The organism is Reinekea sp. (assembly GCF_046710285.1).
Lineage (GTDB): Bacteria > Pseudomonadota > Gammaproteobacteria > Pseudomonadales > Natronospirillaceae > Reinekea.
In genome coordinates this window covers 181833-196697 of the sequence record NZ_JBKEGY010000002.1, presented here as the reverse complement: position 1 = coordinate 196697, position 14865 = coordinate 181833, and the positions used below count along the sequence as shown (strand labels likewise).

General features: G+C 45.0%; 14 protein-coding genes and 1 other RNA gene. 5 read left to right on the top strand and 10 right to left on the bottom strand.

Translation table 11 applies throughout. The features are described 5' to 3' along the window. Window positions 1-346: 346 nt before the first annotated feature. Window positions 347-1276 (top strand): exopolyphosphatase, encoded by a 930-nt coding sequence (locus ACI882_RS02490; RefSeq protein WP_411743848.1) that lies wholly within the window; start codon window positions 347-349, stop codon window positions 1274-1276. 86 nt (window positions 1277-1362) lie between these two features. Next, window positions 1363-1791: a GNAT family N-acetyltransferase gene (locus ACI882_RS02485; RefSeq protein WP_411743849.1), complete on the top strand. Its 429-nt coding sequence runs from the start codon at window positions 1363-1365 to the stop codon at window positions 1789-1791. Between the two features lie 177 nt (window positions 1792-1968). Here ACI882_RS02485 and ACI882_RS02480 read toward each other — a convergent pair whose 3' ends face one another. Then, window positions 1969-3471 (bottom strand): carboxypeptidase M32, encoded by a 1503-nt coding sequence (locus ACI882_RS02480; protein ID WP_411743850.1) that lies wholly within the window; start codon window positions 3469-3471, stop codon window positions 1969-1971. An 83-nt stretch (window positions 3472-3554) separates the two neighbouring features. Between ACI882_RS02480 and modF the strand changes: the two genes are divergently transcribed. Next, window positions 3555-5021 carry a molybdate ABC transporter ATP-binding protein ModF gene (gene modF / locus ACI882_RS02475; RefSeq protein WP_411743851.1) on the top strand — a complete coding sequence of 489 codons (1467 nt, stop codon included), beginning with the start codon at window positions 3555-3557 and terminating at the stop codon, window positions 5019-5021. Here the strand turns inward: modF and ACI882_RS02470 are convergent. Next, the gene (locus ACI882_RS02470) at window positions 4987-5478 is read right to left on the bottom strand and encodes a Crp/Fnr family transcriptional regulator (protein ID WP_411743852.1); all 492 of its coding nucleotides are present in this window, start codon (window positions 5476-5478) and stop codon (window positions 4987-4989) included. The genes modF and ACI882_RS02470 overlap by 35 nt on opposite strands. 99 nt (window positions 5479-5577) lie before the next feature. Next, window positions 5578-6036: an EVE domain-containing protein gene (locus tag ACI882_RS02465; protein WP_411743853.1), complete on the bottom strand. Its 459-nt coding sequence runs from the start codon at window positions 6034-6036 to the stop codon at window positions 5578-5580. A gap of 197 nt (window positions 6037-6233) precedes the next feature. Here ACI882_RS02465 and ACI882_RS02460 point away from each other — a divergent pair, with 197 nt between their 5' ends. Continuing rightward, the gene (locus ACI882_RS02460; protein ID WP_411743854.1) at window positions 6234-6392 is read left to right on the top strand and encodes a hypothetical protein; all 159 of its coding nucleotides are present in this window, start codon (window positions 6234-6236) and stop codon (window positions 6390-6392) included. Between the two features lie 250 nt (window positions 6393-6642). Here ACI882_RS02460 and ACI882_RS02455 read toward each other — a convergent pair whose 3' ends face one another. The 5 genes from ACI882_RS02455 to nagE all read right to left on the bottom strand — a co-directional run bounded on the left by ACI882_RS02455 (window position 6643) and on the right by nagE (window position 12726). Then, entirely contained in the window at window positions 6643-7254 is a 612-nt protein-coding gene (locus ACI882_RS02455) for a 5-formyltetrahydrofolate cyclo-ligase (protein WP_411743855.1), read from the bottom strand. Between the two features lie 33 nt (window positions 7255-7287). Continuing rightward, a non-coding RNA gene (gene ssrS, locus ACI882_RS02450) (6S RNA) lies at window positions 7288-7466 on the bottom strand. A gap of 106 nt (window positions 7467-7572) precedes the next feature. After that, window positions 7573-8337 (bottom strand): hypothetical protein, encoded by a 765-nt coding sequence (locus ACI882_RS02445; RefSeq protein WP_411743856.1) that lies wholly within the window; start codon window positions 8335-8337, stop codon window positions 7573-7575. Window positions 8338-8746: 409 nt separating this feature from the next. After that, window positions 8747-11275 carry a phosphoenolpyruvate--protein phosphotransferase gene (gene ptsP, locus ACI882_RS02440; RefSeq protein WP_411743857.1) on the bottom strand — a complete coding sequence of 843 codons (2529 nt, stop codon included), beginning with the start codon at window positions 11273-11275 and terminating at the stop codon, window positions 8747-8749. Window positions 11276-11301: 26 nt separating this feature from the next. After that, complete coding sequence (nagE, locus tag ACI882_RS02435) at window positions 11302-12726, bottom strand: N-acetylglucosamine-specific PTS transporter subunit IIBC (RefSeq protein ID WP_411743858.1); 1425 nt, start codon at window positions 12724-12726, stop codon at window positions 11302-11304. A 238-nt stretch (window positions 12727-12964) separates the two neighbouring features. On the opposite strand from nagE, the gene ACI882_RS02430 reads away from it, so the two are divergent. Then, complete coding sequence (locus ACI882_RS02430) at window positions 12965-14185, top strand: ROK family protein (RefSeq protein ID WP_411743859.1); 1221 nt, start codon at window positions 12965-12967, stop codon at window positions 14183-14185. On the opposite strand, the gene ACI882_RS02425 is transcribed toward ACI882_RS02430, so the two are convergent. Both ACI882_RS02425 and ACI882_RS02420 read right to left on the bottom strand, forming a co-directional pair. After that, window positions 14182-14511 carry a cell division protein ZapA gene (locus ACI882_RS02425; RefSeq protein ID WP_411743860.1) on the bottom strand — a complete coding sequence of 110 codons (330 nt, stop codon included), beginning with the start codon at window positions 14509-14511 and terminating at the stop codon, window positions 14182-14184. The two genes, ACI882_RS02430 and ACI882_RS02425, sit on opposite strands and share 4 nt — an antisense overlap. After that, a complete protein-coding gene (locus ACI882_RS02420; protein WP_411743861.1) occupies window positions 14504-14743 on the bottom strand; it encodes a TIGR02449 family protein in 240 nt (79 codons plus the stop codon). Before ACI882_RS02420 ends, ACI882_RS02425 begins: the two co-directional genes overlap by 8 nt. Window positions 14744-14865: the final 122 nt, after the last annotated feature.

Here is a 14865-nt window from a genome sequence, read left to right as displayed (position 1 = left end):
GGTGTATCAGATGTCAGCTTGGGTGAGGGGGTGAATTTAAAAGTGAATGACTGTTTGAGCAAAGCGAGTTGTTATGAACGGCTTAAATTTCCACCGGAACCCAAAAGCCAGCATCGTGGCATGGGCTTTGGGGAACGGTGGCTGTGGTTGGCTGTCGCGCCTGCGCAAGCTTCGGTCGCTCCTACAGGCTAAGCTATTGGTTTTGGGGTTAACTTGCAGCTGGCAGCTTGAAGCTCACGGAGCCCATAGGGCGACATTCTATTTCCCCTCAAAGGGCAACATTCTGTATTTCCCCCAAATAGCTTCTATACTGAAAAAACGACAATTTTAGACAGTAGGTTTAACCATGGCAGAGCAAAAATACAGATTGGTGACACGCAGTGATTTTGATGGGCTTGTGTGTGCGGCGATTTTGAAAGAACTTGATATGATCGATGACATTTTGTTTGTGCATCCTAAGGATATGCAAGATGGCAAAATAGAGATTACCGCAAACGATATTACCACCAACCTGCCTTATGTAGAGGCCGCCTACCTGTCGTTTGACCACCATTTGAGTGAAACCATTCGCAACGAAAAACGCGACAATCACGTGATCGACCCGGAAGCACCTTCAGCTGCCCGAGTTGTGTATGACTATTATGGCGGCAAAGAAAAGATAACCAATATTTCAGACGAGTTGATGATTGCCGTCGATAAAGGCGACTCAGCAGATTTCACCAAAGACGAAATTTTAGACCCACGTGGCTGGGACTTAATGAACTTCTTGATGGATGCCCGGACCGGGCTCGGCCGCTTCCGAGAATTTACCATTTCAAACTATCAACTCATGATGAAACTGATTGATGAATGCCGCAGAAACCCGATAGAAGAAATTTTGAAGATGTCCGACGTACATGAGCGCGTTGAACTTTATATGGAGCAACAAACGAAAGCCAACGAACAAATAATGCGTTGTGCCTCCGTTCATAAAAACTTAGTCGTACTAAACCTACAAAAAGAAGAGACCATTTGGGCCACCAACCGATTCATAATTTATGCGCTGTTTCCACAATGCAATATATCTATTCATCGCATGTGGGGCTTAAAACAGCAAAATACCGTCTTCGCCATTGGTAAATCTATCTTAGACCGATCCTCAAAAACCAATGTTGGCGAACTATGTTTGCAATACAACGGCGGTGGTCATCATGCAGCAGGCACCTGCCAAGTCAGCAATGAAGAGGCCGGAACAGTACTCACAAGATTGATTGATAAAATCACCAGCGATGGCTAACAATTGGCCATTGAACTGACCTAAATCAAGGCCCTATTGGTGTTAACATAGACACTGTCAGGGCTAATCAAAAAATGGGGTGAGTAATGATTCGACAAGCGACGGACACAGACTTTCCTGAACTAGCTGACATTTATCATGATGCCAGCTTGTTAGCGCATCCATTTATTGACCCTGAGTTTATCAGTCAAGATAAGAAACGCCTGCGTGATGAGTACTTACCTTTAAATAAATCTTATGTTTACGAAAAAAATGGCGACATACTCGGTTTTATTTCGCTCACCCTCGATCATATCAACGGGCTATTTATTTCTGTGGATGCACAGCGTTTAGGCATTGGCACTGCACTATTAGACCATGTTAAAGAACGCCATGAACATTTGGAGCTATGCTGCTTTATCGACAACTACAATGCGCAACGATTTTATTTCGCGCAAGATTTTGAAGTTGTCACCGAACAAAAAAATGAAAAACTACCCTTCGATGAATACCTAATGCGCTGGCCAGCTCAATAAACTGCTTGAATCTAACTTGGCGCAGTAAGAGGAGTAGCCAAAGGGTCTATTTTAATAAGCCTCAGCGAGAGGGATCTCGCTGTGGAGTGTCACATGGATGTGCTTGAACGACTTATTAAAATAAGCCTTTGGTTGCTCCGTAACAAACCACAGCTTCTGCCTATGCCTAGGTTCCAACTAGCCTAAATAACGGCTGTTAATGTGGTTTAGAAAATAAGCTGGGTTTAACGTCTCGCCAGTTGCCTGCACCATTAACTCATCGTAACTTAATGAGCTGCCCTTGCTCCAAATATTCGTAGCAAGCCAGTCAAAAATAGGTTCCAAGTCTAATGAAGCTACAAGTTGGGGGGCGTTTGGAATTTGCTTTAACATCGCCTCATGAAGCTGCGCTGCATTGAGTGCACCCAGCGTATAAGACGGAAAATAACCAACGGCTCCGCTTGGCCAATGCACATCTTGCATCGGGCCATTTTTGTAATCGCCTTTTGTGTCTAAGCCCAAATAACGACTCATAGATTCATCCCAACGTTCTGGAATATCGCTCACACTGGCTCGGCCCAAAATAATGTCGCGCTCTAGTTCGTAGCGCAAAATAACATGCAGTGGATAAGTCACTTCATCGGCGTTAACTCGAATTAATCCTGGTTTTACATGGGTGTACATTTTACGCATGTTGTCGGCTTGATAAGCTGCTTCGTTGCCGGAAAATTTTTTTACTATGGGTGCAATGGCGTCAATAAAAGGCGCGCTGCGGCCTAGCTGCATTTCAAAAAACAAACTTTGGCTTTCGTGTACACCCATGCCCATGGCTTGACCTACCGGCTGAAAACGCCAGTCTTTTGGTAAGCCCGTTTCATAGCGCGAATGACCGGTTTCATGGATCACGCCCATAATGCCCTCGATCACATTGTTTTCATCGTAGCGAGAAGTTATACGGCTATCGTCACTGACTCCACCACTGAAAGGATGCGCTGCTTCATCTAATCGGCCGTGATTAAAATCAAAGCCTAAATTGCTCATCAACTCTTTAGCTAAGGCAATTTGCTTGGCTTTGTCTACCGGGGCAGACGGCTGAATAATCGGAGATGCTGCATTTTGTTTTTCAGTAATCTGCGTAAGCAAACCGGGTATGGCTTCTTTTAATTGGGCAAATACTGGGTCAATTCTGCTCATGGTTGTGCCTGGGTCAAAAATATCGAGCAGAGCTTCGTAGTCGTTGGCGTAACCCCTCTCTGCACCTAAGGCATTATTTAACGCTTGAGCTTTTTCTTTAGTGAGGTCAAAAACTTTTTGTAACAACGGTTCAAAATCGGTCCAATTATTATCGGTGCGTAAAGAGCGCCAGGCGTATTCACATTCATTTGTCGCCATGGCATAGGCTTCAACCAAGTCTTTAGGGACAGACGTTGCTTGTTTCCAATGACTGCGCATTTGCTTTAAGTTGGCTAACTGCCAGTCATTTAGGTTTGCTTTGTCTTGCTCTGCCTGAGCAAAGGCATCGGCTAAGGCGGGGGCTTGAAGAATTTCAGTATTTAACACGTCGAGTTCGGCTAAGGCGCGACCGCGAGAATCATTACCGCCGCTAGGCATCATCACTTGTTGATCCCAACCTAACATTGCTCCGGCATGTTCTAGCTGGGCTAATCGGTAGAAGGTCTTTTCAAGCGTGCTGTAACTCATGGTTATTCTCTCCAAGTGATTGTCGAAACAGATTTAATTCGTCAGTATATAGGCTTATTCTTTGTTTAATAATGAGTAGCACTATGTTGTTGTCTGACTTGACTGTCAAAATAGGTTCACAGTCACTGCTGTCCATTGATCATTGGGCGATTGAAACTAACCAAAGCTGGTTAGTCATGGGAACCAACGGCAGCGGTAAAACCACCTTAGGTCGAGTACTGGCAAACGAACAAAAATTAAGCAGCGGCTCCTTGACCCATACGCCTAACAAGGTGCAGTTTTTGTCGCTAGAAAGCCAACAAGAACTCTATGAGCGCGAACTGTACCGCGACGACACTGACTTTATTGATCAAATAGATAACGGCACACCCGTGCGCGAATTGCTTAGTGAGGTTCATGCATGGTCAGACCGTCATGAGCAATTATCGGCCAGTTTACACCTGGAGCCATTACTCGATCGCGGTTACCGCGTGTTGTCCAGTGGCGAAGGTCGCCGAGTGATGCTCGCCCGTGCATTGCTCGATGAACCTGATCTCCTCATTCTCGATGAACCTTTTGAAGGCCTCGACCTGGCTAGCCGTAAGGAACTGCATGCATTAATTACCAACCTAATTAACGCAGGGCATTGGCTAATTTTGCTGGTGAACCAGTTTGATGATGTTGTGCAAGGCTTTGAGCACATGGCCTTACTTGATAAAGGCAAGTTACTTTATCAAGGCCCTTTATCTGCCGAATCGTCTGAATCTCAATGGCTTCACTTAGCCGCCTTGAATAAAACGCCTATTAGCTTGCCACCGACACTGGGCGACACAACGCCCTGGCCTGCAGACAAGCCACTGGTACAGCTCACCCGTGGTTTTGTGCAATACGATGAAACTTTCCAGTTTCAAGGCCTAAACTGGATGTTAATGCCCACCCAGCATAGCCAAATTCATGGCCCAAACGGATGCGGCAAGTCAACATTGCTTGGCCTAATCACTGGCGACCATCCGCAGTGTTACCGCAACAACTTAGAGGTATTGGGTTACCAACGTGGACAAGGTGAAAGCATTTGGCAGGTCAAGAAAAACATTGGCTATGTGTCTGGTGCATTGCATCGTGACTATCGTGTGTCGGGCAATGCGGTCACCGCGATTATATCGGGCTTAACCGACTCCATTGGCGTGTACCAAGCCACCGGCGATTCGGAGCACCATTTGGCGATGCAGTGGTTAGAGATCATTGGTTTAGCCGAAAAAGCCAACCGGCCTTTTAAGAAGCTTTCTATGGGTGAACAACGCTTGGTATTGATCGCACGCGCGCTCATAAAGCAGCCAAAGTTACTCATTCTCGATGAGCCTACGCAGGGTTTAGACGACTTTAACCGTCACTATGTTATGCAAGTGGTGAACACCTTAATAACAGGCAATGACAGTACTTTATTGCTGGTATCTCACCGTCAAGACGAGACCTTAGACTGTATTAAGTCTCGATTGGTGTTTACACCCTCGACACTTAAGAACACCTTATTCGACGTTAATTTTCTGGGCCCGGAATATCGAGAAGCTTAAAGCTGGTATGTCGCAGGCGATGGCTGATGGTTTCAGCCATTTTCCACAAAACTCTAAAAGCTAAGGCTGGTTCATCTTCTGCCATTTGTAATAATTGTCGCTTAGTGGTGATGACAAATTGCGTTTTCATGGTTGCCTCGGCTAAGCCAGAGCGGGGAGCCCCGTCGATCAACGATAGCTCACCAAAGGTTTGCGACTTTTTTAGCAACGCCAATGATCTAACCTGGTTGTCAGCTCCAGTCTTGCTGATCCGAATAGCGCCCGACACAATTAAACCCATGTAATCGGCTTTTGCCCCTTCATAAAAAATAATCTGGCCACGTTCGGCTTCGTAGGCAGTGAAATACCGCCCGATGAGCAATATATCGCTCCATTGGAAATCATTTGCCCAATTTGTTTTATCTATCAATTCCGCAACACTATGAGCAGAAAAGTTAGTGGCTTTGATTTTTTCCATCAAGTAAACCCTAATACGCTAAAGTTCAGTTAAGCATTCATTGATTGGCGGGGCAATGGCATAGGCGTTTATTTTAATTTTTAGAGCCAACTCACAGAGTTAGCGAAGCGATGCTATGATTTCATATTCTTCAATTGACACTGGAGATACCGAGAGCCGTGATTGCTTAACTAGCTTCATCTCAGTCAATTCAGCAATGGTCTTTATCAGCGCAAGCGTTACCGGCTTGCTCCATTTTTCGACAAAGCTGACATCAACCAAGCTCCAACGGTTATTTTCTGAACTGCTTTTCACATCAAAGTATTTGGAATTAACGTCAAGCGCATTGTAATCGTCATAGGCGGTTTTAATAATTTTACCCTCGCCAACAATCGCGGGTATTGCACATGCGGAATGATAAATAAGCACGGTATCGCCTAATGCCATCTCGCGTAAAAAATTTCTTGCTTGGTAATTACGAATACCATCCCAAGGTTCCCCTTTATTACCTTTGGCTTTTAAATCGTCAATGGAGAATTCGTTTGGTTCTGTTTTTAATAACCAACATTGTCTATTCATGCGTCTAAATTCCTTAAAAAATAGGGTATATGTAGTCTTTTACCGTTATTTGTCACAAAAGAAAAACAAAATTTGAACTTACGCACAGAACTAGGTTATAAATAGGGGCAGAATAATAAAAAGAAGTCAGAAGTAAGCACTTGCTCGCTATCTGAACATTGAGTAGTCACTAACGTAAGTTAATAATAAGAAAAGCTATGATTCAAAAACGAAGCAAACCCGATATTATTGTGTTGCTCGTATTGATGTTAGGTTTAGGGGTCACGATGTCGAGCGTGTCCAATAGCGATCAGCGTAAACCATTAAGTCAGGCTCAAATTCAAGCGTCTGGCATTATCATCAGTAACAACCAATAATTAACATACTCGCGAAAAGGAGTTCGCGGTGTTAAACCTCCCCCTCTCACTTTATTCGTATTCAACTAGAACTCTAATTCTTAAACCAGCCACGGAACGAGGACTGGCCCAAGGGGTTATTTTAATAAGCCTCAGCGAGAGGGATCCCGCTGTGGAGTGTCACATGGAAGTGCTTGAACGACTTATTAAAATAACCCCTTGGGCCAGCCCGTAAAAAGCCACAGTTTCAGGTTGCGAACTAGCTTAAAGACTAACGAACCCGGTAATAGCGTTGATCTGTGACTATACCTTTGAGCGAAATATCCCAAGGTTCCAACGGAACAATTTCTAACTTTTGACATTCATGCGCTACGCCAATTAATTTTGGCTGATGCGGCCAAGAAAGCGCTTGAGCGAATGTTCGATCATAAAAGCCACCACCCATGCCAATACGACCGCCATTTACATCGAACCCAACTAGCGGCAATAAAACGGTACTTAGCTGCCAAGGCTGAACTCTATGCGAAGTTTGTGGCTCTGGAATACCATAATGGTTGTTCAATAACGGTTCGCCTGGCAGATAACGGGCAAACCACAATCTAGGCTTAAAAGGGTGCAATACAGGCAAAAACACCTCTATTCGCTGCTCGAAGCAATATTCCATCAACGGTTGCAGTGATATTTCACCATCCATCGCCCAATACATGGCGATACGCGGGGTTTTAGAGGCTGATAGATGTGGTTTTAATGCATTGACTAAAGAAGTCGCTGCAAGACGCTGCTGTTCGGCAGATAAAGATCGTCGTTTGCGTCTTAGCTGGCTTCGGAGAGTTGTTTTTGATTGCGCAACTGTTGAGTCAGACGTAGAGGATGAATTCGACATAGTGCTGACTAAGCCTGCTTTTAAGAAGGTAAATAGAGCCCCAAATTACCGCTGCCATGTGAGACCTTGAACCGTAGAGTTCAAGTCGGGGCCTTCCGAACTGAATTAGGCTTTCTGCCGGAGCAGACATGCACACATCAATTACAGGCCGACCCCTGGATAAGATTTATCGGCAGAGGACTTAACACAGCTGGCGAGTAACCCAGGGTTAAGTTGATTATAACGAATATTTAAAAAATCACAGCCTTGACATGACTGTTTTAACAAAGAAAAACAACACAATTCACGGTAAGCCAGCCTAGGCCTACCGTACAGCGGTTAAAACTTATTCAACCAATCCGCATGGCTGTAGGTTTTAAGCAAAACGGTGTTGAGATAGGTCGAGACACCGTTAGCATTGTAGGCGACTCGCAAGACGTTTCCGGCGCTATCTGTGTAATTTACCACGCCCTGCACTGCACTCAACTGACCATTAATTAACCGCCATTCGATTTCGGTTACGGTTTGCGCAGTAATGGTCCCTTTGTACTGGTGGGTGTCGTAGTTATATTTGCCGCCATGTTTGTAGTAAATGGTATCGTCCAGACCTGCTTTGCTGCTGTATCGGGCGTCTGCGCTGTAATCGGCAACCTTGATGGTTTGTTTGCCCGCTTTAAAATCAACATCGCCCTTGGCACTGTATTCAATATCAAGTGCGCCAGTACTGATCAGTGCGATAAAAGAGCCGCCAATGACCCCTTCAACAAGGCCTTTGGGTGTTTCGCATTGACTCAAAGCTAAGAAGTAATCGCCAGTCACACCGTCTTGAATGTCATCGTATTGGCCAGTGAACTGATATTTACCACTGGTTTGGCAGTCATCGACCACGTTGAAATTACCGAGCGTACGCACAGACATGCGTGACAGGCTTTTGGCCAAAGAGGCTTGTGAACCCACACCGACTTTTATAGTTTCATTAATTTGATTGGATACCGCCGTGGCAGCCAAAATAGATTCGGCGTTCTTAGAACTTATTTCGGTCTCTGGCAAACAAGCGGTCAGTATCAAGGCAGCGATGATACTCGTCAGTCCCTTAATATTCATCAACATCCCCAATGAGAAGCATTTTCATTATGATTGAGCAATATAGCATCAATTTTAGCCAGTGGTGATGCATTTTTTTAGTACTGAGTCGCAAATATGGCGATTGCACATAAGAAAGTAGAGCGACCTTTTTTACACTACCGCAAAAGCAACCTCTAGATATAAAAAGGCCTTAACCGGGCACCGCCGTCCCATAGTTTAGAAGCGGCCCATTGCTTGGAATTCGGGTGTTTGAAACATGGATGTTTCAAACAAGCCCCCATGGACGGGTTTATGGCGACCGAAATTTCAAGCAGTGGGCCGCTGAACCCCGCCTAAAGCCTGGGATATTTATGGGGCAACAGTGCCCAAAGGTACAACTTAACAACGACATAGCTTAAAAATAAGTATTTCTTAGTCCCATGAACAACTAATCCAGCAACGCACGCACTTCTGCCGCGGTTCCTTTAGATAGAGCAGCTTGAGCTAAGCGTCGACAGTCAGCTAAATCTAGCGAGCGTACCTTTTCTTTTACCAGAGCCAACATCGGAATGCTGGCCGATAATTCAGTAACGCCTAAACCAATGAGAATAGGCACGGCTGATACATCGCTGGCGATACTGCCGCAAATACCGGTCCACTTACCTTGTGCAACACTGGCTTTTGCTGTTGTTGCTATTAATCTTAAAACGGCTGGGTGTAGGGCATCTACTTGGGCCGCTAATTTAGGGTGGCCGCGATCCATGGCTAAGGTGTATTGGGTTAAATCGTTGGTGCCTATTGAAAAGAAATCGACTTCTTTGGCAAACTGATCTGCCAGTAATGCCGCTGAAGGTACTTCGATCATGATGCCAATTTCAATAGCCGTTACGTCTGCAAGTTTTTGCTCTTCTAAGACCAACTGTTTCGCCGCTCTAAATTCTTCTAAACTGGCAATCATCGGAAACATTATTCGCGGTTTACCCGCACTGGCTGCGTTCATAATGGCGCGGACTTGTTTACGCAATATGTGTGGGCGATTTAAACCCACTCGAATACCACGCTCACCAAGAAATGGATTCTCTTCCGCGGCCATAGGCAAATAGGCTAATGGTTTATCACCACCCACATCTAACGTACGAATAATACAGCTGCGCTGTGCACCTATGCCACTGAGAATGCCTTGATAGACTTTTGTTTGTTCTTCTAAACTTGGCTCGCTGACTCGATCAAGGTACAAAAATTCGGAGCGCACCAAACCTATACCATCGGCGCCGGCCTGTTCTGCTGCAATTGCGTCGTCTACACTACCTACGTTGGCGGCCACTTCAATGACAGTGCCATCAGTCGTGATAGCAGGTTTATTGGCATCTAGTTTTGCTTGTGCCAGTTGGTCTCGTAGGGCTTGTTGTAAATTGTTAAACGCAACCACGTCTTCATCGCTTGGGTTTAGTACAACAGTACCCTTGTTTGCATTTAAAATAACGCGCGTGCCCGCCGCTTGTTTGGTAATAGACTCTGATACGTTTACTAAATATGGGATATTTAATGAGCCAGCCAAAATGGCCGCGTGTGATGTTGAACCGCCACCCGTCGTGATGATTCCGACAACATTTTCTCTATCTAAACTAACCACTTCAGAGGGTGTGATGTCTTTCATGACCAGCACGGTATTTTTTGCCACCGATTGGGTTTGATCATCTATACCCAAAAGGTTACACATAACGCGGTAACCGACATCTTCAATATCGCTCGCTCGAGCTCTGAGTAAAGGACTTTCAACTGCGGCTAATGTTTTTACTTCTGCAGAGTAGGCACGATGCCATGCGGCTGCCGCACTCAATCCCTGCTGAATATTTGCGTGCGCCGTATTAATAATGGCGGGATCTTCTAATAACTCTAAATGCGCTGAAAACACTTCGGCTTGTGTGGCTAGTTTATCTTGCGCTAACTTTTCGACCAATTGCTGCAACGATTTCTTGGTTTGTGAAACCGCGTAATTTAGCTGCGCCGTTTCATCGTTAATATTGATACCTTGCTCAGGGAAACTTGGCAACTCTTTGTGGCGATACTCTAATGTACCCACCGCAATACCAGGCGCTGCTTTCACACCCTTAAGGCTGTTTCCAGTTGCATCATCTAAGGATAATAAAGGTGGCTCTTCTGGAAATTCATTGTCATCTGCTTGAGTCGTTTGGTTAACGTCTTCACCTAAACCAGCTTCAATCGCTGCGATTAATTCAGACAATGCTGCGGAGGCATCGGCACCGGTAGCCGTGACTAAAAGGGTGGTATTGAGTTTGGTTTGCAAACCCATAATGCCGGTAACGCTGGTTGCGAGACTGGTGCGTTCTGTCCCCGGAATTGTCAGGATGACAACGCTATTAAAACGTTTCGCCACTGCAGTTAATTGAGCCGCAGGCCGAGCATGTAAACCTTGTGGATTCTTAATAATAACTTCGCCCGATACGCTTGATTCATCTGTGCTTGCAACGGTATCGGCACTGAGCTTCGCCTGACTTAAAGGCAAAGCAAATAATTCATCTTTGTTGGCCGCAATAAGACGCGGATACGTTAAATTTGGCACGGTTTGTCCGCTGGTGATTAGTACCACCGTCTGGGCACTTAAACCTTGCTCTTCTATATAGCTTTTACTGAACTCAATTAAGGGCTGACCTTGGCTAACGGTCTGCCCTATTTTTACTTGAGGCTCAAAACCTATTCCTTTGAGTGTCACGGTATCAATGCCAATGTGCATCAATAGCTCAACATCATCTGTTACTTTGATCGCGACCGCATGTCCGGCATCGTGCAGTTGACTAATTGTGCCATCACAAGGCGCTAGCAGTACTACACCGCTAGGCTCTATGACAACACCGTCGCCTACCAGACGCTGAGCAAACACAGGGTCTGCTGAGCTTTCGATTGATAACAAAGTTCCATCTAATGGTGCTGACAGAATAAGGTTTTGAGCGTTCATATTTTTACCTAGTTTCGGTTACGAATTTATGTCTCAGGGTTTAGCAATTTCATTTCATCGGCAATAATTTCTGCCTCTGGGCCAATCACAACCTGAATGTTATTACTGCCAATTCGAACGACCGCTGCTGCACCTAAAGCTTTAAGTCCGGCTTCATCTACAACACTGGTGTCTTTCAACGTTAAGCGTAAACGCGTAATACAAGCGTCAATCTTAGTCATGTTGTCAAAACCACCGAGCAATTTCGCATAGTTTTGAGCTTGTTCAGTCTTACCTGAGCTCTTCGTTGGTTTAGCAACTTCTGCAGATGCAACACTTGCACTGCCACTACCGGCAACGGCTATTGTTTCTTCACGGCCTGGAGTCGTTAAGTTGAACATACGGATCAGCGTATAGAAAATACCGAAGTAAGCTGCAAAGTACACTAGACCAATAATCACCAAGGTCACTGGCTTAGTCGCTAAGCCCCAGTTTAGCACCATATCGAACAAGCCAGCTGAGAAGCCAAAGCCTGCCAAGACACCAAATAGGTTAGTCACAACAAGTGAGATACCTGTTAACACGGCATGAACGATATACAGCATCGGCGCCATGAACATAAACATAAACTCAAGCGGCTCTGTGATACCTGTTAGGAACGAGGTCAAAGCAACAGAGAACAAAACACCACCAATTTGCTTACGGTTTTCTGGCTTAGCGGTTAAGTACATTGCTAAAGCGCCCCCAGGAAGACCAAACATCATCACTGGGAAGAAGCCCGTCATGAATACACCGGCAGTTGGATCGCCAGCGAAGAAACGGTGTAGATCGCCATTAACTAACGCGCCTGCGGCGTTAGTGAAATCACCTAGTCCGAACCAGAAGTAAGAGTTTAATACGTGGTGTAAACCAAGCGGAATTAACGCGCGGTTCAATGTGCCGTATAAGAAATGCCCTAAAGAACCAGATTCAGCAATGCCATGGCCAAATGCATCAATACCGTTTTGGATAAATGGCCAAATATAACCTGCAGCCCAAGCAATAATTAAAATAATGAGGCCAGTCATGATCGGCACTAAGCGCTTACCGCTGAAGAAGCCAAGGTAAGTTGGAAGCTGCGTCGCTGAGAAACGGTTGTAACTGTGACCCGCTACGATACCAGCGATGATCCCGCCAAAGAACGACATGTTGATGTCAGGGTTAATTGTCCCTGCCGCTGCCGTTAATACGAAATAACCAACGGCGCCAGCTAAAGCTGCCGACCCTGCGCTATCTTTGGAGATACCGACTGCAATACCCATGGCGAATAGCAATGGTAGATTACTAAAAATAGCATCGCCGGCTGCGGCCATGAATGCAATATCTAATAAATCGCCCTGCCCAAGTCGCAACAGTAATGCTGCCACCGGTAAGACGGCGATGGGTAGCATAAGTGCTTTACCCAGTTGTTGGAGATAACCCAAGATGTTCATAAGCTTGCCTCATTTTTTTATGTTTTTGTTTGAACCCATTAATTCACGCTATGAATTAATGGTGAGATTAGACCTCCTAGTTATGTATTTCAACTGTAAATATAGAATAAATTGACTTTTGAACGACTTTTTTCACAGCATGAATTAATATATTGGTACTTTCATCTAATTGGTCTTAGGAAGCGCAACCAATTATGGGCAAAAACAAACATTTCGACTTGGTCGACAAAAAGGATTTATGAGCATAACCCCAGTGGCGAATCTCGATCGCGTTAAGCAGCATAATCTCGCACGTCTGTTCAAAATAATCGTAGAGTACGGGCTTATTTCACGTACCCAGCTCGCCGATGTTTCAAAAATGGCGGCAGGCAGTGTGACCAAATTAACTCGACTCTTAATTGAGCAAGGCTTAGTACACGAAGTCGATCACATTGCCTCTGAACGCGGACGCAAAGCAATTTTGTTAGCGCCAAAATCGGATGATATTCAGGTGCTCGCTGCTCGTGCTGATCGCGATTTTATCTATATCGGCTTATGCGATTTATCAGGAAACTTATTACACCGTATCTCTGTGCCGTTAAAAGCCAGCACCGAAAAGGCTTTCGTCGCGCAAATAACCAAAACATTACAGCGCTTTCTCGATAGCCAAAAAAGCATGATCAAACACATTATTGGCTTAGGCATTACGATGACAGGTATTGTGAGTCCAGAACAAAAAACGGTCTTTGCAATGCCAAAGATTCACATTAATCAGTTAAAGCTGGCTGATATTCTTGAAAAAGAGCTAAATTTGCCATGCCACCTTAATAACTTCAGTTCTGCGATGGCCTTGGCAGAGAAACAGGTAGGAGCCTCTTTCCATGCAGAAAATAGCTTGTTTGTTGAAGTACATAACGAAGTCAGCGCTGGGTTAATTGTAAACAATAGACTGGTGAGTAACTTAGGCGTGGGCGAAATAGGTCATATACAAATAGACCCTCAAGGTAAGTTGTGCGAATGCGGTAACTATGGCTGTTTAGAAACCTTGGTATCCAATGATGCCATTGTGGCAAATTACTGTAAGCAAGCTGAACTACCTAACAAAAATAAAGTGACCATCCAAACCATTTTAGAACTCGCTGATGCTGCCGATGAGTGTGCGATTTCGGTGTTAAACGAGGCTGCGCAACACCTAGGAAGCGCGCTTTCGAACGCGGTTAACCTATTACGCCCAGAGGTGATTATTATTGCAGGGGAAATAACGCAGGCTTGGTCGATAATAGAACCGACACTCCAACTACAATTAACCTCGAAGAGCTTGCAGATAGAAGGCGTAAAACAAGTCACCTTATTGCGCTCAGAGCTTTATGAAAGCCCTTGGTACAGTGGCTATGCGTTGGTTCGGGAGGCGCTTCTAAGCGGTGAATTGCTCCCTAACCTACTAACTGAAGAGCAACCGATAGATATGAGTAAGTTTTAGCGTTCGTCTGGTTGCTCAAAGTCTAGGTCAAAACGAGAATCATCAGCTTCAGGTAAAAGTGCTTCAATTTTAGCGCTTAAACGCTCAATCGCTATGCTGTTATTCTCAACATTGGGGCTGGCTTGCAATAGTTCATGGGTGATGTTTAGCGCAGCCATAACAGCAATACGCTCAATACCAAAGACCTTACCCGTGCCGCGAATTTCTTGCATTTTTGCATCAAGCTTGCGGGCGGCTTCAGTTAACTCTTTTTCTTGACCTGAAGGGCACGCAACGCGGTAATCTCGATCTAAAATCGATACATTCAAAGTATTTTGTTCAGACATCCGGCGCCTCCATCGTTTTTAGCCGCTCGATCATGGCTTCTACACGGCTACGTGCAAGCTCATTTTGTTTAATTAACTTGGCACGCTCCGTCTTCCATGCTTCTCGTTCAGCACCGAGCAAGCGATTTTCCTGTTCTATTTTCTTATACGCCTTGATCAACTCGTCTATCTTGTATTCGAGCGCAAGCAAATCTTGATTAGCCATAATGTAAGGTATCTCAATGTACGACATTAGGGTGTTATTTTTAATAACACCAAAAACCCTTTCTTTTTACAGCACTGGGGCTGAAAAATCATCCTTCGCTTTAAGTTTAGCAGCCTGTTAATGGTGATGCATTGCCCAAACGTAGTGAT